Source organism: Aquisalimonas sp. (genome assembly GCF_007120195.1).
In the GTDB taxonomy this organism is placed as follows: domain Bacteria; phylum Pseudomonadota; class Gammaproteobacteria; order Nitrococcales; family Aquisalimonadaceae; genus Aquisalimonas.
On record NZ_SKOG01000151.1, the window covers coordinates 1 to 21,453 of the forward strand.

Below are 21,453 nucleotides of genomic sequence, written 5' to 3' on the forward strand. Positions count from 1 at the left end.
ACGGTTCCTGGCAAGGCGCGCCGACGAGGCGTAGCGGGGACTACGGCGAGGAGGCGCAACGCCGCCAGGGGCCGTCAGGGCCGCGACAATCGTAACGTTATTTGCGGGACAGGACACTAGATGGCGTCTATACGGAATAGGCGTAGCCGGCGGGGTTATTCTCCATTGAAGACGGGTAGTGGAGCCGCGGCCCGGAGACCGCCCGGGACGGAGGATGGCCGTATGGATGCGGCGACCCCGTTTCCATGCCAAAGCGATTTGGTTAACCTGACTGCCTCGCATATGATCGGGGCGTCAAGTTCCCGCGTCAGAGGCCCCGTTACCCATGAACCGCAACGCCAAGATCATCGCCACGGCACATTATCTGCCGGAGCGCTGCGTGACCAACGAAGAGCTCAACGAGCGTTTTACGGCGCTGGGTAAGCCGGAGGTGGTCGGGAAATTCGCGGCCGGCACCGGGATTGAGCAACGTTGGTATGCTCCGAATGACTGGGCCACCTCCGATGTCGCGCTTCCGGCCGCGAGCCGGGTGCTGGAAAAGGCGGGCAGGCGTCCAGAGGATGTCGACCTCATTATTCTGGGCACCGATTCGCCGGACTACATCACCCCGTCGACGTCCGTCGTCCTCCAGCACAAGCTTGGCGCCAAGCGGGCCGGCACCTTCGATGTTGGGTGCGCCTGTGCCTCCTTCCCGACTGCCCTGGCCAACGCCGCCGGGTTCCTGGCGACAAATCAGCACTTGCATACCATTCTCGTGGTCGGCGCGTACATGATGCGCAAGCTTGCCGACCCCACTGACCCGACCGTGTTCTTCTACGGTGATGGCGCCGGCGCGGCATTGGTTGAGCCATCGGCCGATCCGGGCTTCATCGGCGCTTCCTTTCTCGCCGACGGCGCCTACGCCGATTGCTGGGGCATTTATTCCGGGGGCACCGCGGAGCCGGCCACGGTCGAGTCGGTGACCGCAGGCCGCACGAATGTGCGCCTGGTCAAGCGCTATCCGCCGGAGATCAACGACGAGGGCTGGCCGAAGCTGTTCCGGCAGCTCGCCACGGCGAACAACTTTGCTGTCGGCGATGTGGACCAGGTGATCTTCACCCAGGTGAACCGCCACTCCCTGGAACTGGCTGCAGACACGATTGGCCTGCCCCGGCAAAAAGCGCCCATGATCATGGCCCAGTGGGGCTACACGGGGTCGGCGTGCATTCCCATGGCGCTCTCGAAGTGCGTGGACGAAGGCCGAATCAACAACGACGACCTGGTGGTCATGATTGGCTCCGGCGTCGGTTACAACCAGGCCGCCGTGGCATTTCGCATGTGATGGATGTTACCCGGCAGCGCACTCAGCCCTTCGGCGGCACTTTCCTCGGCGCCTTCCGCCGGGGTGTCGTCTTGCCGGACGCTGCCTTGCTCCCGCGCCCGGCCCGGCTCGCCCTCACCGAGGCCGCGGCGGCATTGCCCGTGTCCCGGGGCAGCGGGATGGCGCGCAGGTGATCCTGCTCGCAGCGGGTCAGTAACGGCTCCGCGCCCGGATCCTCGGCCGCTATCCAGACGCTTTGGTCGCCTTGCCACTCCCCGGACTCCACGGACCGCACGAAATCCCCCAGCACGCGGCTGGTAAGCTCCGGGATTTCCAGGGTAAAGGCATGGCAGACGCGCGGCACAAGCACCAGACGCGACGTGCTGATGTGCTGGCGCATGATGTCATGCAGATGGCGTGGCGTCAGGCAGTCGAATTCTGCGTGGAGAATCAGGGTGGGGCAACGAATAGTCGCCAGCTCGGGCGTGATGGAACGGAAATCCGCGAGCGACTCCATGAGGTTCTGTATACCGTAGAGCTCATTGGTGGACGCGCCGACGCGCTTGATGATTCGAGTCAGCTCACGGTTGCTCGCGAGGTACGCGTTGCTGAAATTCAAGGGCATCAGCAGGTCCAGGTAGAACTCGAAGCCCACCCGCGCAAGCCCCTGGTAGAGATTTTGCGCATGACCCTCCAGCTGGGGATCCAGCTCCGAAAACGTGCTGACGGGGATCAGCCCGGCGATACGCTCCGGGTGGCTGATTGCGTACTTGAGGGCCACTACACCACCGAAGGAGATCCCGAGCACGTAGGGGAAGTCGATGCCGAGGTGAACGTGAAGCGCCGCGAGCATCTCCGCCTGGTCATCGAAATCGGCACCCAGGATCGGCTTGGAAGACGCCCCTTGACCCACCATGTCGTAGGTCAGCACCCGACAACCCCGCGCGGGCAGCAATTCGAAATAAGGGGCCCAGTGGCCGGTGCGCATGGACAGCCCATTGACGATCGTGATGACCGGATCCCGCTCGCGGCCATGGAGCTCGTAATAGATGGCGTGGCCTTCGTGGTCGAAAACCGGCATCAGTCATCTACCCCTTCAAGGGTCGCGCCGGGCGGTTGCCCGAGCGTCTCCAGGAATTGGGCAAAGCACCCTTCCACACACTGGCGCTGATCCTCCACTATGCCCTCGCGCCGCTGGCGCGAAAGCCCCGCGTCAAGTTCCTTGAGCAGCCGAATCTGCGTCTGAATCTGACGGCCATTCTCCTCCTCAATGGCCTTGAGGGCGCTCAGAAAAGGGTCCGTTTCGAGATCCATCGACGGCGGCAGCACGGGCAGGAGACGAATGACCGACATGAACGCGTGGCTAAGAGCGAGATAACTGTAGAATCGCTTGTCCACCTCGAAGAAGCCCGGGAGGTAGCGCGCGGCCTGCGTGCGCCCCCACAGATCCACGCTGATCTGCGCCGCCTCCATATAGATCAGCGGCTGGGTCGACCACTGCGTCGCCCGTCCCACCAGGGTGGACAGTTCCATCTCGCGGTAGTACTGGCTGTGCAGCCACCGGTACGGCATCCAGTCCATCGGCTGCCACTCCAGCTTAGCCAGCACGGACGCATTCAGGCCTTTAACCGACTGCAGAAATAACGCAATCCGAGTCTGGTCTTCGGCGTCCGGGGGACCGTTACGGAAGTGGCGCTTGACCCGACGCTGCGCGGGTTCGGGGGACTGACTCATTGTGGTCTCTCGGTCTTTCGGGCTTCGTCTTGTCGGGCCCGCACAAACAGCAGGACGCCGGCAAAAACCGGTCCGTCGCTGAATCCGGAAGCAGTCTAACGGATTTGAAGTCATGCCGCGCACATTCCCTGTCCATTTGGATAGGTGCACTCCGGCGTCGCAGGTCCTATGCTGGATGCAGGCAAACAAGAATTACTAAGGAGAGCACGGGCAATGCAGATCGCGGCAGAGCAGCGCACACGGGAGGTACTGGATGCCGTCCACCAACGTGTCGACGAGCGTTGGGCAAAAGAGGATCGCGAGCGCATCAAGAGCTTCGTCAGCCAGTACTACCGGCGCGTGGCGGCAGAGGACTTGGCCGACCGGCAGCCGGCCGATGTCTATGGTGCGGCGCTCAGCCACTTGCATCTGGCCCGGCGGCGGCGCTCCGGGCAGGCCCGTGTGCATGTCTACAACCCGGAACCAGAGCAGTACGGCTGGGAGTCCACGCACACCATCGTCCACATCGTCTGTGACGACCGCCCCTTCCTGGTGGACTCCGTCGCCATGGCACTGAACCGGCATGCCCTGACGATCCACTTGATCATCCATCCCATCATCTACGTCACGCGTAGCGAGCAGGGCGAGATCCAGGCCATCGCGCCGGAGGGCAGCGCCTCCGGGGCCCCGGAGGCGTTCATGCACTTCGAGGTGGACCGCCAGAGCACCAGCCAGGGCCTGGAAGCCATTCAGGAGGAAGTCGAGCGGGTGCTCGACGACGCCGCGCATGTGGTCAATGATTGGGGCCCGATGCGCGATCGCATGAGCGAAGCCCGTCAGACGCTCGAGCTCAATGCCCAGCCGGGGCCGGAACGCGACGAGAGCATCGCCTTTCTGGAGTGGCTGACGGCCGACCACTTCACCTTTCTTGGCTACCGCTGCTACGACCTGGAACATCAAGGGCGCAAAGACGTCCTCACGCCGGTAAAGTGTTCGGGGCTCGGCATCTTCAGGCGGCTGTCGAGCAAGGGGCCGTCGGATAGCTTCAACGCGCTGCCCGCGGCGGTGAAAGCCTTGGCCCGCGATCCTGAGCTGCTCATCCTGACGAAATCCAACCGCCGCGCCACGGTGCACCGGCCCGGGTACATGGACTACGTGGGCGTAAAGCGGCTGGACGCCGAGGGCAAGGTGATCGGCGAGCACCGGTTTCTGGGGCTCTATACCTCGGCTGCCTATAATCGCAATCCGAACGGGATTCCGCTGCTGCGGCGCAAGATCCAGAAGGTAATGGAGAAGGCCGACTTGCCGCACCCCGGGCATGCCAGCAAGGCACTGGTCAACATCCTGGAGACGTACCCGCGGGACGAGCTGTTCCAGATCCAACCGGACACGCTCCACGACATCGCCATGGGCATCCTGCAACTGCAAGAGCGCCAGCGGGTGCGCCTGTTCGTGAGGCACGATACCTACCAGCGCTACGCCTCGTGCCTGGTGTTCGCGCCCCGGGACCGCTACAACACGGACGTCCGTCAGCGCATGCAGCGTGTCCTGGAGGCCGCCTTCCGGACGCCCCACTGCGAGTTCACCGTCAATCTCTCGCAATCGGTGCTCGCGCGCATCCACTTCATCGTCCATGTCACGCCCGGCGAGCTGCCGCAACAGGATTATGCCGAATTGGAGCGGCGCCTTGCTCACACGATACGGGCGTGGACGGACGACCTGCAGGATGCCCTGCGGGATTACTACGGGGAGGCGCGTGGCAACAACCTGTTCGAGCGCTACCGCGAGGCCTTCAGCGCTGCCTACCGCGAGGATACGTCGGCCCGGGTGGCCGCCCACGATATCGAGCGCCTGGAGCAGCTGGACCCTGAGAACAATCTCAATATCGTGCTCTACCGGCTGCTGGAAGACGGCGAGGACAAGATGCGCTTGCGGCTGTATCACCGCGGCGGCAGCATCACGCTCACGGATGCCATGCCAATCCTGGAGAACATGGGCGTGCGGGTGCTCGATGAGCGTCCCTATGTCGTCCAGCCGGCGCAACCCGAGGGCGTGGCCTGGGTGCATGACTTCGGACTGCAGTACCCGGGGCGCGACCTTGAGGTCGAGCAGGTCCGCGAGGTCTTCGAGCACACGTTCGCTGCGGTCTGGTACCGCCGGGCCGACGACGACGGCTTCAACCGCCTGGTACTGGCCGCCCGGCTCGCCTGGGACGAGATTGTCATCCTGCGCGCTTACAGCCGCTACCTGCGCCAGGCCGGCACGGCCTACAGCCAGGCCTATATGGAAGAGACCCTGGCCAATAACTCGCGCATTACGCGGCTGCTAATCCGGCTGTTCCACAACCGGTTTGACCCCGAGCGCCACGACGACAAGCGGGCTCAGCGCCTTGCTGGACAAATCGAACGCGCACTCAACGATGTGCCGAGCCTCGACGAGGACCGCATGCTGCGCCGGTTGCTCGCATCCATGCAGGCCACTGTCCGCACCAACGCCTATCAGCTGGATCGCAGCACCGGCCAGCGCCATGACTATCTCAGTCTCAAACTGATCCCGCAACGCATCCCCGAGATGCCCAAGCCGTGGCCGGCGTTCGAGATCTACGTCTACTCGCCGCGCACCGAAGGCGTTCACCTGCGCGGCGGCAAGGTGGCCCGGGGCGGTCTGCGCTGGTCGGAACGCAAGGAGGATTACCGCACGGAGGTCCTGGGTCTCATGAAGGCGCAGATGGTCAAGAATGCGGTCATTGTGCCCGTCGGCGCCAAGGGCGGCTTCGTCGCCAAGCAGCTGCCCGAGGAGCGGGAGGCTCAGCCCGCCGAGGTGGCGGCCTGCTACCGGATCTTCATCCGCGCTTTGCTGGACGTGACGGATAACTACGTGGGCGAGACGATCAGGCCGCCAGAAGGCGTCATCCGCCACGACGACGACGACCCCTACCTGGTGGTTGCCGCCGACAAAGGCACGGCCACGTTCTCGGACATCGCCAACGGCATCTCCGCGGAGTACGGCTTTTGGCTCCACGACGCCTTCGCCTCCGGCGGCTCCAATGGTTACGATCATAAGAAGATGGGGATTACCGCGCGGGGCGCCTGGGTGGCGGTCATGCGCCACTTCCGCGAGATGGGCCGAGACATCCAGAGCGAGCCGTTCACCGTGGCCGGCGTGGGCGACATGTCAGGGGACGTATTCGGTAATGGCATGCTGTTGTCGGAGCAGACCTGCGTGGTCGCCGCCTTCGACCATCGCCATATCTTCATCGACCCGTCACCGGATCCGGCGAGCAGCTATACCGAACGCCAGCGCCTGTTCAACAAGCCGCGCTCGAGCTGGGACGACTACAACCGCAAGCTGCTCTCAAAGGGCGGAGGCATCTACCCGCGTACCGCGAAAGCCATTGAGCTGGGCCCGGAGGCGTGCGAAGTGCTGGGCATCGAGCCGCGTCCACTGCCCCCCAACGAACTCATCAAGGGCATCCTCAAGGCACCGGTGGACCTGTTCTGGAACGGTGGTATCGGCACCTACATCAAGGCCTCCACCGAGACCCATCTGGATGTCGGTGATCGCGCGAATGACCCGGTTCGCGTCAACGCCAGCGAGCTGCGCTGCCGCGTGGTCGGCGAAGGGGGAAATCTCGGCGTGACCCAGCTCGGGCGTATTGAGTATGCCCGCGCCGGCGGGCGCATCAACAGCGATGCCATCGACAATGCCGGTGGTGTGAGCTGTTCGGACCACGAGGTCAACATCAAGATCCTGCTCAATGAGGAGGTGGAGCGGGGCGACCTGACTGAGAAGCAGCGCAGCCGCCTGCTGGCGGAGATGTCCGACGACGTCGCGCAGCTGGTGCTCGAGGACAACTACCGCCAGACCGAGTCGCTCAGCACCATGGAATTCCGCGCCGCGGAGCTGCTGGGCGAGCACGCGCGACAGATCCGCGCCCTGGAGCAGGCGGGCGAGCTGGACCGTCACCTGGAAGGCTTGCCGGACGACCTGGAGATCGACGAGCGTTCCCACGCCGGTGAAGGGCTGATGCGCCCGGAGCTGGCGGTACTGCTGGCCTATGCGAAGCTAGCCGGCTTCCGCGCCCTGGTCGGCAGCGACCTGGTGGATGACCGCAGCCTGCAGGATGTGCTGGTGCGCTACTTTCCCACCGCGCTGCAGAAAAAGCACCGAGACTACATGCCCGATCACCGGCTGCGGCGGGAAATCATTGCCACCCAGGTCACCAACGACATGCTGAACCGTATGGGGGCTGGTTTTCTGTTCCGGCTGGCGGACATGACAGGCGTTCCTGCCGGCGATGTGGCCCGGGCCTACTTCGCCGCCCGCCACATCTACGACCTGGAGCGGCTGTGGAATGCACTGGATGCCCAGGATAATCGCATCTCCGCGGCGCTGCAGCAGGACTTTCGCCAGGAGATCCTTGCGCTTGCCGAACGCACGGCCTTGTGGCTACTCCATCACCTGCCGGACAGCCTCTCCAGCCCGGAAGCAAGTGACCGGCTCGCGGGCATCATTCAGTCCCTGGGAGAGACGCTTGACACGGTCCTGCCGGCGCCGGACCAGCAGGCCTTGGAGGAGCGCACCGCGGAGCTGACCGGGCAATCCGTCCCGGATGATCTCGCACGCCGCATCGCCCGGCTTCCTACCCTGGGCGCCGCGCTGGATATCTCGCAAATCGCCGAAGACACGGGCAGCACGCCGGAGCGTGCCGCGGCGATCTACTTCCAGCTCGCCCGAGCGCTGGAGCTGCGCTGGCTGGACGGGGCCGTGCGCGGACTGACGGCGGGCAGTCCCTGGGAAGAGCGTTGCCGCGCGGGCTTGGAGGATGACTTCACGCTGTACCTGCGCCTGTTAGCCACTAGCGTGCTGAGGGACGACGACCCGCAGTTGCCCCCGGAGGCACAGGTGGCGAGCTGGGAGACGGCGATGTCAGGCCCGGTGGCGCGCCTGCGCCAGACCATGGCCGACATCCGCAGCGGCGGCGAGCCTGACCTGCCCATGCTGACCGTGACCATACAGGACCTCAAGAACGTTGCCGTCCTCTCCGGACGGCGGCACGCGCAGGAGACCCACCAGTCATGAGCGAGGGTGTACTGCATACACGCATCCAGGGCAGCGGCCCTCCGATCGTCATCCTCCACGGCCTGTTCGGGTCCGGGACGAATTGGAACCGGATCGCCCGCGACCTCGCCGCCGACCATCAGGTCGTGGTCATGGACCTGCCGAACCACGGGCAATCGCCGCACTGGGCCACCATGGACTACCCTGACATGGCACGAGCCGTCGCCGAGACGCAGGATCATTACGGCATCCCGCCGGCCACCGTGATCGGCCACAGCATGGGCGGCAAAGTCGCCATGACACTGGCGCTGGGTCACCCCGACGACGTGCAGCGCTTGCTCATCGGCGATATTGCGCCTATTGCCTACGGCGATCACGGCCACGGTCGATTGTTACGCGCGCTGCAGCGCATCGAGCCTCAGCGTCTCGGCTCGCGAACCGCTGCAAGCGATGCCCTGGCCGAGGACATCCCGGAGGCGGGGCTGCGGCAGTTCCTGCTCACCAACCTCGAAGCCCGGGATGGCGGCTTCGCCTGGCGCATTCCCCTCGAAGCGCTGGAGGCCAACCTTCCGGTCATCGCCGGCTTCCCGGAGCTTTCAGGCTGTTACCGGGGCCCGACGCTGTTTCTGCACGGCGAACACTCGGAGTACGTCCCCGAATCCGCTCACGGTACGATCCAGGCGCTGTTCCCCAAGGCGGTCATCGAGGCGCTACCGGGTGCCGGCCACTGGCTGCACGCGGAGCAGCCGCAGGCGTTCCTCGAGCGCGTGCGGGTGTTTCTGCAGGCTGCTTGAGGGCGTTCGTGCATGCCGGCCGCCTAGCAGGGCTTGGGCGGCAACCGAATACAGCGCCGATGACGGGTGTCCGGTGGCTACCCCGAGCACCCCGGCTTATGATGGGGCACTTCTTGTTGAGGCCCGCCGGTCTCTGAAGGCCCTGGTGCATTGAGATCATCATCCACTGTTGCGGGAGTATACGGGAATGTCTGAAGATTTTCGCGAGAGCGCCCTGGAGTATCATCGAGTTCCCACCCCCGGGAAGATTGAGGTTGTCCCCACCAAACCGCTCGCCAACCAGCGTGACCTGGCGCTTGCCTATTCTCCAGGGGTCGCAGCCGCCTGCGATCTGATTGTCGAGGATGAAAAGGAAGCCGCGAACGTCACGGCCAAGGGCAACCTAGTCGCGGTGGTCACGAACGGCACCGCGGTGCTCGGCCTGGGGGCAATCGGGCCGCTTGCATCGAAGCCGGTTATGGAAGGCAAAGGGTGCCTGTTCAAGAAGTTCTCCGGCATCGATGTCTTCGATATCGAGATCGAGGAGCGCGATCCGCAGCGCTTCGTGGACATCGTCGCCAGCCTCGAGCCCACATTCGGCGGCATCAACCTGGAGGACATCAAGGCGCCCGAGTGCTTCGAGATCGAGGAGCAGCTCAAGGAGCGCATGAACATTCCGGTCTTCCACGATGACCAGCATGGCACGGCCATCATCACGGCTGCCGCCGTGCGCAACGGCTTACGCATTGTCAAGAAAAACATCGAGGACGTCACAGTGGTGTGCTCCGGGGCGGGCGCGGCCGCCATCGCCTGTCTGGAGCTGCTGGTCAGCCTCGGCATGAAGCGCGAGCACATCACAATCCTTGACTCCCGCGGCGTGGTGCACACCGGCCGTGACAATCTGGACAAACGCAAGGCGAGTTTCGCCCGGGAAACCGACCAGCGCACCCTGGGCGATGCCATTGACGGCGCGGACATCTTCCTCGGGCTCTCCGGGCCGGGCGCCATGAACCGCGACATGGTCGCGAAGATGGCACGCGATCCACTCGTGTTCGCCATGGCAAACCCCATCCCCGAGATTTTGCCGGAGGAAGCCCAGGAGGCGCGCCCGGACTGCATCATTGCCACCGGCCGCTCGGACTACCCCAACCAGGTCAACAACGTCCTGTGCTTTCCGTTTATCTTCCGCGGCGCCCTGGATGTGGGGGCGACCACCATCAACGAGGCCATGAAGCTGGCCTGCGTGGAGGCCATTGCTGATCTGGCCATGGAGGAGTCCTCGGATGTGGTGGTGGCGGCCTACGGGGGCAAGCCGCTGCGCTTCGGCCCGGAGTACCTCATCCCCAAACCTTTTGACCCGCGCCTGATTTCCCGCGTGGCACCGGCCGTCGCCAAGGCGGCCATGGACAGCGGTGTCGCCGCGCGACCGATCGACGACATGCAGGCGTACAAGCTGCGCCTGAACCAGTTCGTGTTCCAGTCCGGGCTGGTGATGCGACCGCTGTTCGAGCGTGCCCGCGAGGAAATCCAGCGCGTCGTCTACGCCGAGGGCGAGCAGGAGCGTGTGCTGCGGGCTGTGCAGGTGGTGGTGGACGACGGGCTGGCCAAGCCCATTCTCATCGGTCGCCCCAAGGTGGTGGAGATGCGCATTAAACGCCTGGGGCTACGGCTGCGCATGGGCGAGGATTTCGAACTGGCCGACCCGGAAGACGATCCGCGCTATCGTGAGTACTGGACGCTGTACCACTCCATCATGCAGCGCAAGGGCATCACGCCGGATCAGGCGCGCACCGTTGTGCGCACACGCAACACGGCGATCGCCGCGCTGATGGTGCGCCGGGGAGAGGCGGATGGCATGATCTGCGGAATCGACGGTCGTTACCACCGCCACCTCGGGTACATCGATGCCGTGATCGGGCGCCGCCCCGGCGTGCAAACCCTGGGCGCCATGAACGCGCTGATCCTTCCCAAGGGCACGTTTTTTCTCTGCGATACCTACGTGAATCAGGACCCAACCCCCCATCAGCTTGCGGAGATGACGATTCTCGCGGCCGACGAGGTGCGCCGGTTCGGGATCGCACCGAAGATCGCCTTGCTGTCACACTCGAGCTTCGGCTCCTCCGCGGCGGAGTCCGCAACAAAGATGCGCGAAACGCTGGAAATCATCCAGTCGCGGGACGCGAACCTGGAAGTCGAGGGCGAAATGCACGGCGATGCCGCAATCTCCGAGAAGATCCGACAGCGCATTTTCCCCAACGCGCGGCTCAGCGGCACCGCCAACCTGCTGATCATGCCCACGCTTGATGCCGCGAACATCTCGTTCAACCTGTTGAAGGCCACGAGTGGGGGCGTGTCCGTGGGCCCGATTCTGCTGGGTGCAAAGCGGCCGGCGCACGTCCTTACGCCATCCGTGACCGTACGCGGCATCATCAACATGACGGCGCTGACCGCCGTAGAGTGCACCATGATGAAGCCGGTCGTCAGAGATGCGGCGAGCGCGTAGTGGTTGGCTTGGCCACCGGCCGTCCGACTAGCCGGCCGGTCAATCATTGATGGAGCGAGGTCCAATGTCCAAGGCAATCGTTGTTCACCAGACCGGCGGCCCGGATCAGATGCACTGGGAGTCGGTCGACGTCGGCGAGCCCGGCGCGGGCGAGGCCCTAGTCCGTCACACGGTAGTGGGCCTGAACTTCATTGATGTCTATTTCCGCACCGGGCTCTACCCACCACCCCAACTTCCCTTTACACCGGGCATGGAGGCCGCCGGGGTGGTGGAAGCCGTGGGTGAAGGCGTTGAGCACGTCGCCTCCGGCGACCGGGTGGCTTACGCTGCCGGGCCGCCAGGCGCCTATGGAGAGCGGCGCATCATCGCGGCCGATCGACTGGTCAAGATCCCTGAAGGCATCAGTGACGAGACCGCCGCCGCCATGATGCTCAAGGGCATGACGGCTTGGTACCTGCTGCGCCGAACCTATGCCGTCCGGCCGGGGGATACCATTTTGATTCAGGCGGCCGCCGGTGGAGTGGGGCTGATCGCCTGCCAGTGGGCCAAGCACCTGGGGGCAACGGTCATTGGCACAGTGGGGAGCGAACAAAAAGCCGAACTGGCACGGGCGCACGGATGCGACCACCCCGTGAACTACGCGACCGAGGACTTCGTCGAGCGGGTGCGGGACATTACCGGCGGCGCGGGTGTGCCGGTGGTCTACGATTCGGTCGGTCAGTCCACATTTCTGCGATCCCTGGACTGCCTGCGTCCACGGGGGCTGCTGGTGGTCTTCGGACAGTCGTCCGGCCCGGTGGAGCCCTTCAACGTGGGGCAGCTCGCGGCCAAGGGCTCTCTGTTTCTCACGCGCCCGACATTATTCCATTATGTGGCCGCCCGGGAGGAACTGGAGACCGCCTCCGCAGAGCTGTTCGACCTGGTCCGGAAAGACGTGGTCAGCATCGTGGTAAACCACCGTTTCCCGTTGCAGCAGGCTGCAGAAGCCCATCGGGCGATGGAGGGACGCCAGACGAGCGGGTCGTCCGTCCTTACCCTGTCCTGACAGGCCACCGGCCGGCGAGCCAGGGTACGGCCCATCCGCCAGCACGCACGCGTCGCGTCCGGCCAAGTGGATCGGCACCGATCGAAGGGCGTAGCATTAGCGCCAGCGTAAGGCACCGTCAAACAATCCGCGCCGCAGGCGCACAGGCGCAGCTTGGTTTGCGCGCCTGCGGCGCTGTGTCAGTGACGGTGGATTACGGCTTCGCCTCATCCACCCTACGATGAGCAGCCATGCCATGGCGCCGCGGCCGATCGAAGGGCGTAGACATTAGCGCCAGCGTAATGCACCGTTAAACAAACCGCGCCGAGGGCGCACGAGCCCAGCATGCGTGCACGCCACGGCCCAATCAGGACTGTGCGGCGACAAGTGCCTGGGCTTGGCGCACGTGCTCGAGTTCCGGCATGGGGCGGAAGCCGCCCGCCTGCTCCGCCGCACGGCGATACGCGCGCCGGGCCGCATCGCGCTCACCCAGGTGCTCGAGTAGATCCGCGAGTAGATAGCAGGCCTCGGCGCTGGGTTGCCTGGCCACACAGGCTTCGAGATAGGAGCGGGCACGCCCCCACAGGCGGCTGCGAATCGCCAGCCGGCCGACAGCCAACAATAGGCTGGGATCCTCCGGATGCTCCCGCAACCAGGCCTCGGCCACATTGAAGGGCCGCTCGGGGTCATCCATCTGCAGGCGACCATAACGGTCGACGTACCGGCTGTCCCACTGTTTGCGAAGGGCCAGGCGCAGGCGCTTTTCCACCTTTTCACTGCCCGGCGAGAACGCCAGAATGCCGTCCACATACGCCAGGAGCACCACCGGGTCTTCCTGCAGGGCCTTGGGAAAGCGGTCCCAGGCACGGTCCAGCGCGTCGCGACTCTGCCGCGCCGCCTGCTCGAGCACGCCGGTGGCGGCAGCCTGTTGCAGCGCCGACAGGCGCGCGGAATCCATGCTCGTGTGGCGCCGCAGGCGCGGTGTCAGATCCAGCAGCCGCTCCCATTCACCCAACACCTCACAGGCCCGCGCCAGCATGTGGAGGACGCGCGGATGACGGGGATAGCGCTCCTGCAACAAGTTAAGCGTCGCAAACGCCGTCTCCCACTGTTCGTCTTCCAGGTAGAGCTGGGCCTGCAACAGGCCGATAGCCAGCCTGGCATTCGGGTCGGCCTTGTCGGCCAGGGCCAGATAACTATCCCGACGTCCGCCGGCACCGACCCGATGGGCCGCCCAGGCAGCACTGAGGTAATGCAGCACCGGCGTCTCGCTGTCGTCCACGGCCCGGATCAGCGAACGCTCGGCTTGCTGATAGTCACCCTCAGCAAGACGCGCCAGCCCCCGGACCAGGCGGTCGCGCGAGCGCCCGATCCGGCGAACGGCCACCCAATTCCGGACGCCGCGGGGCATACCACCGACCCGACGCAGCGTGCCCAGCAACAGCAGCAGCGCCAGGAAAGCGGCAAATAACGCCCCGATGGCGAGGAATAGGCTGGTCTCCATGGTCAGTGCACCGACGGAGATCAGCACGTACCCTGACTGCTCGTGAAACCAGAGGGCGACCAGGGCGCTGGCGAACAGCACCAGCAAAAGCAAGAAGAGGCGTTTCATTCACCGTCCTCCCTGACGTCCCGACCCGGCGCCTGTCGATCCGGCAGTATCTCGCCCAGATCCGGCATTTCCGCCCGCACCTGCTGCTCGCGCAAGCGGTTGACAGTGTCGCGGGCTGCGCTGACGTCCGCGTCCTCGCTGTCGAAGTAATGTTCCATCCAGGCATCGACCTCGGCGAGGCTGTCCCGGAATACATCAGCGTCCCCATCGAGCAGTGCCAGGCGCGCGGTCAGCAGCTGAAGCCGCAAGTTCTCACGCAGGTAGTGACTTTCCTCCGGTGCCATCAACCTCGGCGGGGCATCGTCGCGGCGCACCACCACGAGAGAGCCGATGGCGTCCCGGAACTGTCCCCAGGCACGCAGCCCGGCGTCGCGCCAGCCCGCCAGGGTGTCCAGCTCGGCATCCCGCTGGCGCGGCATTTCGGCGGGCGGGACCCGGCGCTCCACCTCCTTCAGCGACCACTCATCGACGCCCTGTACCAGCGTCCTGAGTTCGCCGGCCATGGCCGCCCGATCCGGCTTGCGCACATCCAGGAGCGCATTGATGGCATCCGCCACATCCTGACGCTCTTCCACGGTCTCGGCACCCAATTCCTCGAGCAGGCGATCGGCCTCCTTAAGTGCCTGCAAGGCGCCGTCCACATCACCGTGGAAGCGTGTGCGGTAACGGGCAACGCCGAAAAGATAGCCGGCCTCGGCCAGGATCCACTCGTCCCGGTGGGCCGCGGCAAGCTCCTCGATGCGGTCCATGCGATCGGAGGCGCGGTTGTAAAAGTTCCGCACGGTAGCCACTGTTTCTTCGACCCGGGCCAGACTTTGCACATGCGCACTGTGCTCCTGGGCGAGATTATCGACCCGTCCGGTCAGGCGTTCGTCGCGGCTCTGGAGGCCATCGCGCAGCTCTGCCAGCTCCGCTTGGCGGGCATAGTCATCGCGGACCTCCTCCAGGTCACCGTGGGCCGCCTCCAGCAGCTGAAGGCGTTCCCACAACCACCAGCCGCCGGCGGCCGCGGCGGCCGCGACGAGAAGGGCCAGCAGGAGCGCAATCACTGCCAGTGCGACAGAACCACGCCCCTTGCCCCCCGCGCCTTTACCGGAGCCACGGTCGGGCGGTCGTGTGCCGGAGCCGCCAGACGCCGCCTGCTGCTTTTTCGCAGGCTGGTTCACCGCCTCGCCGCCGGCTCCGGTCTGTTGATTCTCCGGGGGGTCAGCGGTCGAGGGGTCGCGCTTGCCGTTACGTGTCGAAGCATCGTTCATGGATTATCCTGTCTCCGGTTGCTTGCCACCCAGCGCACGACCCCGTCCGTGAGTGCCTCAGTACTCGGGCCGGCAGCTATTACAATACCATTGTGGAAGCCCAGTCCCGAGGCCTGTTCCGCCACACGCTCACTGATGACTACAAGGCCGGTCGCCAGAAGCCGGTCCTGCCGGGTCGGCCCGACCAGTCGCATCAGGTGCTCCAGGGCCGTAGCGCTGGTTATTACGGCCACGTCCAACCTGCCGTTTGCCCAGGCCTCATCCAGAATGTCCGGGTCCAGCTCCGGCAAGGCGCGTCGGTAGGCGGCGAGTATCTCCACGGTCGCGCCGCGGTGCTCCAGCGTCGCCCGGAGCACATCCCGGCCGCCATCCCCTCGCACCAGCATAGCGTGCTGACCGCAAACGTGTTGGAGCGCGGGCTGGGAGAGCAGCGATTCGCTGTCGAAACCGCTGTCCGGCACGGTATCCACGCCCACGCCACGCTGCTCCAACGCCCGCTGCGTGCCGCGGCCAACAGCGGCCACGCGCACCTCCTCGGGCCAGGGAATACCGCGCTGCGCCAGGCGATCCAGCAACGCCTCCACTGCGTTGGGGCTAACGAAGATCGCCACATCGGCGCCATGAAGGCGCTTCACGCCCCGGTCCAGGGCCTGCTCGTCCAGGGGTGGCCGGATCGCGATCACCGGAAACCGCGTCACCGCGGCCCCCTGGCACTCCAGCGCCTCACACAGTGGCGCGGCCTGATGGACCGGCCGCGTGACCAGCACGCCCGTTCCCGACAGAGGCGCCCCAGCGGCCATCACTGCGCGATGCCCTGGGCTTCGGCGATCAGCCGTACCAGAATCTCCCTCCCACCGCGCTCCAGAAGCTCATGGCCGAGGCGCGTTCCCAACGCCTCCGCATCCTTCGCCGCACCGTTGGTCTCGCCGCGCACCACCTCCCGGCCATCCGGTGAGCCCACCAGCGCGCGCAAGCGCAGCTGGTCGCCGTGGAGCTCCGCATAGGCGCCGATGGGGACCTGGCAACTCCCCTCGAGCTCACGGTTTACGGCCCGCTCTGCGGCAACGCGCGTGTGGCTGCGGGCATCGTCGAGGGGTGCAATCAACGCCTCCGCCGCCGTGTCCCCCACCCGACACTGGATCCCCAGTGCCCCCTGACCCACAGCCGGCAGGCTCTCCTCCGGCGGCAGGAGGCGGGTGATCCGGGCGTCCATCTGCAGGCGTTGCAGCCCAGAGGCGGCCAGGATTATGGCGTCGAACTGCCCCTCGTCGAGCTTGGCCAGGCGCGTGTTAACGCTGCCGCGCAGCGTTGCGACCCGAACATCGGGGCGCGCGGCCCGGATCTGACACTGACGCCGCAGGCTGGCGGTGCCGATCATGCCGCCTTCGGGGATGTCCCACAGGCTCGCATGACGCACAGAGAGAAACGCGTCGCGGGGGTCACCGCGAGCCGGGATCACGGGCAGATGCAGATCCGGCGTCATGGCTGCGGGCACGTCCTTCATGGAGTGCACGGCGATATCGGCCCGCCCATCCAGCAGCCCTTGCTCCAGTTCCTTGAGAAACAACCCTTTGCCGCCGATGCGTGAAAGCGGCGCGTCCGTTATCCGGTCCCCGCGGGTACTCATCCTCACCAGCTCAACCCGCAGGCCGGGATGGGCAGCGCGTAGCTGCCCGGCCACGTGTTCGGCCTGCCAGACGGCCAGCGGCGACTTGCGGGTGGCGATACGGAGGATTTCACCGGGCATCCTGGGGCCTCGTTGTTGTGGGGACGGTGGAGCTGCATAGGATGCCACGAGTCGGGACGCGGTGCCGAACCCGTGTCATCCCCTGTCCCCGAGCTCCGCCAACAACCCCCTCACCCGCGCGACGTGCCTTCGGCTCACCTCCAGGGTGACTTCCATTCCGCGCAGCACGACATAGTAACGCCCACCGCCTCCCCTCTCCAGACGCCCGAGGCGATCGCGGGCCACCAGGGCATTACGGTGCACACGCACGAATCGCTCGCCAAATTCGTGTTCCAGCTGCCGCAAAGACTCCTCGATCAAGTCCTCACCGGCGCCATGACAGACGGTAACGTACTTATTATCGGCGTAAAAGCAATGCACATCGGCGACGGGGATCAGCTCCATGGCGCCGCGGCGTCGGCAGAGAATATGCTGGCGCGGGCCATCCACGGCTGGAACCTCTGCACTGAGGGTCTCGAGCTGGGGCCGGGTGATCCGGCGCGCACGGCGCAGCGCCAGTTCCAGGCGCTCCCGTCGCACCGGTTTCACCAGATAGTCAACCGCCTGGGCATCAAAGGCGGCGAGAGCGTGCTCTCCGTACGCGGTGACAAACACCACGGCCGGCGGCGCCGGCGCATTGGCCAGCGCGCGGGCCGCTGTCACGCCGTCTGTCCCCGGCATGCGGATGTCCATGAGCACCAGGTCGGGCTCGTGCATCTGCGCCAGGCGGATCGCCTCGTCGCCATTGCCGGCAAATCCGACCACCTCGTGACCTCCAAGGTCCGAGACATGCTGGGCGAGTCGTTCCCGTGCCGGGGCTTCATCATCCACGATCAGAATGCGCATGCACGCCCTCCCGTTGCGTCCGCCCCGGACCTGCAGGCGGCGGCTCATAGGGCACGGACAGGCAGACGGTGTAGCAATCGTCCGTCTGCCGGGTCGAGAGACGGCCCCGCTCACCGTAAGCGAACCCCAGACGGTCGCGGACGTTCTTCTGGGCCATCCCAAGGCCGTCGCGCCCGGACTTCCCGGCGACCGGAACGGGATTGTCAACGCAGACCTCGAGACGCCCGGATTGCAGTCGTCCCCGAATGACGACACGCCCGCCCTCGGGACACGGCTCGATTCCATGATAGACGGCATTCTCCAGCAGTGGCTGCAAAGTTAAGGGCGGGAGCAGCCCGTCCTCCGGCACGCCGTCAATGCGCCACTCCACCTGCAGGCGATCCCCCAGGCGCAGCTGTTCCATGTTGAGATAGCCACGGGCGACGCGCAGTTCCTCCCCCACGGTGGTCAGGGTCTCGCCGGACTCCAGGCTGGCGCGGAAGAGTTCGGCCAGGTTCTCCACAGCGGTCTCGGCCTGCTGCGGGCGCGAACGGATTATCGCGGCAATGGTGTTCAGAGTGTTGAACAGAAAATGCGGGCGGATGCGCGCCTGCAATGCCTGCACCCGTGACGCCGAGGCGGCCTCCACGCGGCGCCGCCAGTCCTGCTGCAGGTACAGGTAGCGCAGGGCGACGGTCGTGACTACTGCGGCGAGGCCCATGCTGCGCAATATGAAGCCGCTCTGGCTGCTCTGGCCCTCCATGGCGACCACGATCCACGCAAGCTGCGCCACGAGGCCCGTCACCACCATGACAAGGAGCCAGGCGAGTAGCGCCGCGACCAACGGGCGCAGACGCGCCAGCCAGTTGCGCGCCAGGCACAGCAGCACAGTGCAACCGAGGGCAATCCATTGCACATACAGCGAATAGAGGCTTAGGGCCTGCCACGGGTCGATATCCGCGGGTTGCGCCAGGACCAGCACGAAGACCAGCAACTCGGCGATAACCACCACGGCGAAGATGGTGCGCAGGTTGCAGAAATCGGGCAAAAACCCCGTGTTCTGGTGATTGGCGGTATTCATTGCCTTCCCGGGCCGGGCGGCGCTCGCCCGATGGCCGTGTTCCGATCCTCTCCAGTGTGGTGGGGCAACCAGCGGACGGCAAGCCGTTGTTGTCAAGCGCTGATATACTCCGCGCGAATCATGCGATGAAGAAGCGAGCCATGACCGACAAGGATACAACCCAGCCACTGTGGAGCGGGCGCTTCACCGAGGCCACAGACGCGTTCGTGGAGGCCTTCACGGCATCGGCGCATTTCGACCGCCGGCTCTATCGCCAGGACATCCGTGGCTCCATGGCCCACGCGCGCATGCTGGCCGCCGCCGGGGTGCTGAACGACGCCGAGCGCGACAGCATTCTCCAGGGGCTAACGGAGATCGAATCGGAGATCGATGCCGGGAAATTCCACTGGTCGCCGGCGCTGGAAGATGTGCACATGAACATCGAGAAGCGCCTCACGGAGCGCATTGGCGAGGCGGGCAAGAAGCTGCACACAGGCCGCTCGCGCAACGATCAAATCGCCACGGACATCCGTCTGTACCTGCGCGAAGCCATCGCGACCATTGCCGCGGAACTCATGCGGTTTCAGCGCGGCCTGGTGGAGTTGGCAGAACGCGAGGCACAGACCATCATGCCCGGGTTCACCCATCTCCAGGTGGCCCAACCGCTGAGCTTTGGCCATCACATGCTCGCCTGGTACGAGATGCTCGTACGCGATCAAGAGCGCATGGAAGACTGTCAACGCCGCGTCAACGTGATGCCTCTTGGCGCCGCCGCCCTGGCCGGCACCAGCTACCCCATCGACCGGTCCATGACCTGCGCCGAGCTGGGCTTCGACCGCCCGAGCAACAACTCCCTGGACGCGGTCTCCGATCGCGACTTCGCCATCGAGTTCACCGCGGCGGCCGCCATTCTTCTGACCCACACATCCCGAATGGCGGAGGAAATGATCCTTTGGACCTCACCGATGTTCGACTTCATCGACCTGCCCGACCGCTTCTGCACGGGCTCGAGCATCATGCCGCAGAAGAAAAACCCGGATGTGGCGGAGCTCGTGCGCGGCAAGACGGCGCGGGTAAACGGGCATCTCATGGCGCTTTTGACGCTGATGAAATCCCAGCCCCTGGCCTATAACCGCGACAATCAGGAGGACAAGGAGCCACTGTTCGACACGGTGGACACCGTGCAGGCGTCACTGCGCGCCTTCGCCGATATGGTGCCGGCCATGGGCCTCAAGCGGGAGAACATGTATGGCGCGGCGAAAAAGGGCTTCGCCACTGCCACGGATCTGGCTGACTACCTGGTGCGCAAGGACGTGCCCTTTCGCGACGCCCACGCCATCGTCGGGGCAGCGGTACGCCACGGCGTGGACATCGGCATGGACCTGGCGGATATGGACCTAGCGACCCTGCAGGGTTTCTCCGACGCCATCGGCGAGGACGTCTACGAGGTCCTCACCCTGGAGGGCTCGTTGGCCGCCCGGGACCACCTGGGCGGCACGGCGCCGCAGCAGGTCCGGGCGCAGGTCGCAAAGGCCAGGGAGCGGCTCGACTCACTCGCCTAGTGTCCTGTCCCGTAAATACGTTGCGAAAATTGGCGTGGATCCTGACGGTTCCTGGCAAGGCGCGCCGAGGAGGCGTAGCGGGGACGACGGCGAGGAGGCGCAACGCCGCCAGGGGCCGTCAGGGCCGCGACAATCGTAACGCTATTTGCGGGACAGGACACTAGTGTCGTGTAACCCCAGTTGCAGGACACTAGCGCGGTGTTGCCTTGCTAACCCAACACCCGCTGCAGCCATGCGCTGATTGCCTGTATCTCCTCGAGACACACCTGGTGCTGCATGGCATAGTCATGCCACTCGATGTCATATCCCAGCTGTTCCAGCAACCGATGGGAGTTCTGGCCCATCTGGATGGGGAGCACTGGATCGTGGGTGCCGTGGGCCATGAAGATGTGGGTGTTCGCATTCGCGCTGCTGCGCTCGTTGTCCACTGTATCGGTCAACGGCAGGTAGGTGGACAACCCCATGATGCCGGCCAGCCGCTCCGGGTAGCGCACTCCCGTATGCAGTGCGATGGCTCCCCCCTGGGAGAACCCGGCCAGCACGATGCGGTTCGTGGCGATGCCGCGTTCGTTCTCACGCTGGAGCAGGGCGCGCACCTGGCGCTCGGACTCGCGGATGCCCGCCGCGTCCTGTTGCGCATTGCCCCCTAGGGCGATGATGTCGTACCAGGCGCGCATCGCCATGCCGCCGTTGAGCGTGACGGGGCGGACCGGGGCATGGGGGAAGACGAAACGCACGGGCAGCCGAGCCGGGAGCCGCAATTCCGGAACGATGGGCTCGAAGTCATGGCCGTCGGCACCCAAACCGTGCAGCCAGATGACGCTTGCCGATGGCTGGGCACCGGCGCCGGCCTCGACGCACTCCAGTAATTCTTCGCTCATCTGGACCTCCCGCTTGCATGATTGCATGCTTGCGTATGCTAGTGTCCTGTCCCGTAAATACGTTGCGAAAATTGGCGTGGATCCTGACGGTTCCTGGCAAGGCGCGCCGACGAGGCGTAGCGGGGACTACGGCGAGGAGGCGCAACGCCGCCAGGGG

Annotated in this window: 15 protein-coding genes; 6 read left to right on the plus strand and 9 right to left on the minus strand. The window is 65.4% G+C overall.

The window, feature by feature from the left end:
• Positions 1-325 precede the first annotated feature (325 nt).
• Positions 326-1,321 (plus strand): 3-oxoacyl-ACP synthase III family protein, encoded by a 996-nt coding sequence (locus QZT63_RS11265; protein WP_290651246.1) that lies wholly within the window; start codon positions 326-328, stop codon positions 1,319-1,321.
• Positions 1,322-1,343: 22 nt separating this feature from the next.
• Here the strand turns inward: QZT63_RS11265 and QZT63_RS11270 are convergent, their stop codons facing one another.
• Both QZT63_RS11270 and QZT63_RS11275 read right to left on the minus strand, forming a co-directional pair.
• On the minus strand, positions 1,344-2,381 hold the full coding sequence (locus QZT63_RS11270; RefSeq protein WP_290651248.1) for an alpha/beta hydrolase: 1,038 nt from the start codon (positions 2,379-2,381) through the stop codon (positions 1,344-1,346).
• Complete coding sequence (locus QZT63_RS11275; protein WP_290651250.1) at positions 2,381-3,034, minus strand: hypothetical protein; 654 nt, start codon at positions 3,032-3,034, stop codon at positions 2,381-2,383. The genes QZT63_RS11270 and QZT63_RS11275 overlap by 1 nt, the downstream gene beginning before the upstream one ends.
• A 213-nt stretch (positions 3,035-3,247) precedes the next feature.
• Between QZT63_RS11275 and QZT63_RS11280 the strand changes: the two genes are divergently transcribed.
• The 4 genes from QZT63_RS11280 to QZT63_RS11295 all read left to right on the plus strand — a co-directional run bounded on the left by QZT63_RS11280 (position 3,248) and on the right by QZT63_RS11295 (position 12,395).
• Positions 3,248-8,095, plus strand: coding sequence for an NAD-glutamate dehydrogenase (locus tag QZT63_RS11280; protein WP_290651252.1), 4,848 nt, complete (start codon positions 3,248-3,250; stop codon positions 8,093-8,095).
• Positions 8,092-8,868, plus strand: a complete 777-nt coding sequence (locus QZT63_RS11285) for an alpha/beta fold hydrolase (RefSeq protein WP_290651254.1) — start codon at positions 8,092-8,094, stop codon at positions 8,866-8,868. The genes QZT63_RS11280 and QZT63_RS11285 overlap by 4 nt, the downstream gene beginning before the upstream one ends.
• 187 nt (positions 8,869-9,055) lie before the next feature.
• Complete coding sequence (locus tag QZT63_RS11290; protein ID WP_290651256.1) at positions 9,056-11,350, plus strand: NADP-dependent malic enzyme; 2,295 nt, start codon at positions 9,056-9,058, stop codon at positions 11,348-11,350.
• Between the two features lie 64 nt (positions 11,351-11,414).
• Positions 11,415-12,395, plus strand: a complete 981-nt coding sequence (locus QZT63_RS11295; protein WP_290651257.1) for a quinone oxidoreductase — start codon at positions 11,415-11,417, stop codon at positions 12,393-12,395.
• A 346-nt stretch (positions 12,396-12,741) separates the two neighbouring features.
• Here QZT63_RS11295 and QZT63_RS11300 read toward each other — a convergent pair whose 3' ends face one another.
• The 6 genes from QZT63_RS11300 to QZT63_RS11325 form a co-directional block, all read right to left on the minus strand.
• Entirely contained in the window at positions 12,742-13,986 is a 1,245-nt protein-coding gene (locus QZT63_RS11300) for a heme biosynthesis HemY N-terminal domain-containing protein (protein ID WP_290651258.1), read from the minus strand.
• Entirely contained in the window at positions 13,983-15,242 is a 1,260-nt protein-coding gene (locus tag QZT63_RS11305) for a uroporphyrinogen-III C-methyltransferase (protein WP_290651259.1), read from the minus strand. Before QZT63_RS11305 ends, QZT63_RS11300 begins: the two co-directional genes overlap by 4 nt.
• Positions 15,239-16,009 carry a uroporphyrinogen-III synthase gene (locus QZT63_RS11310; protein WP_290651261.1) on the minus strand — a complete coding sequence of 257 codons (771 nt, stop codon included), beginning with the start codon at positions 16,007-16,009 and terminating at the stop codon, positions 15,239-15,241. Before QZT63_RS11310 ends, QZT63_RS11305 begins: the two co-directional genes overlap by 4 nt.
• A gap of 32 nt (positions 16,010-16,041) precedes the next feature.
• A complete protein-coding gene (gene hemC / locus QZT63_RS11315) occupies positions 16,042-16,989 on the minus strand; it encodes a hydroxymethylbilane synthase (RefSeq protein WP_290651263.1) in 948 nt (315 codons plus the stop codon).
• 75 nt (positions 16,990-17,064) lie between these two features.
• Positions 17,065-17,814, minus strand: a complete 750-nt coding sequence (locus QZT63_RS11320) for a LytTR family DNA-binding domain-containing protein (RefSeq protein WP_290651265.1) — start codon at positions 17,812-17,814, stop codon at positions 17,065-17,067.
• Positions 17,792-18,874: a histidine kinase gene (locus QZT63_RS11325; RefSeq protein ID WP_290651267.1), complete on the minus strand. Its 1,083-nt coding sequence runs from the start codon at positions 18,872-18,874 to the stop codon at positions 17,792-17,794. The genes QZT63_RS11320 and QZT63_RS11325 overlap by 23 nt, the downstream gene beginning before the upstream one ends.
• A 140-nt stretch (positions 18,875-19,014) precedes the next feature.
• Here QZT63_RS11325 and argH point away from each other — a divergent pair, with 140 nt between their 5' ends.
• Positions 19,015-20,415 carry an argininosuccinate lyase gene (gene argH / locus QZT63_RS11330; protein ID WP_290651269.1) on the plus strand — a complete coding sequence of 467 codons (1,401 nt, stop codon included), beginning with the start codon at positions 19,015-19,017 and terminating at the stop codon, positions 20,413-20,415.
• 209 nt (positions 20,416-20,624) lie between these two features.
• Here the strand turns inward: argH and QZT63_RS11335 are convergent, their stop codons facing one another.
• The gene (locus QZT63_RS11335) at positions 20,625-21,296 is read right to left on the minus strand and encodes an alpha/beta hydrolase fold domain-containing protein (protein WP_290651271.1); all 672 of its coding nucleotides are present in this window, start codon (positions 21,294-21,296) and stop codon (positions 20,625-20,627) included.
• Positions 21,297-21,453: the final 157 nt, after the last annotated feature.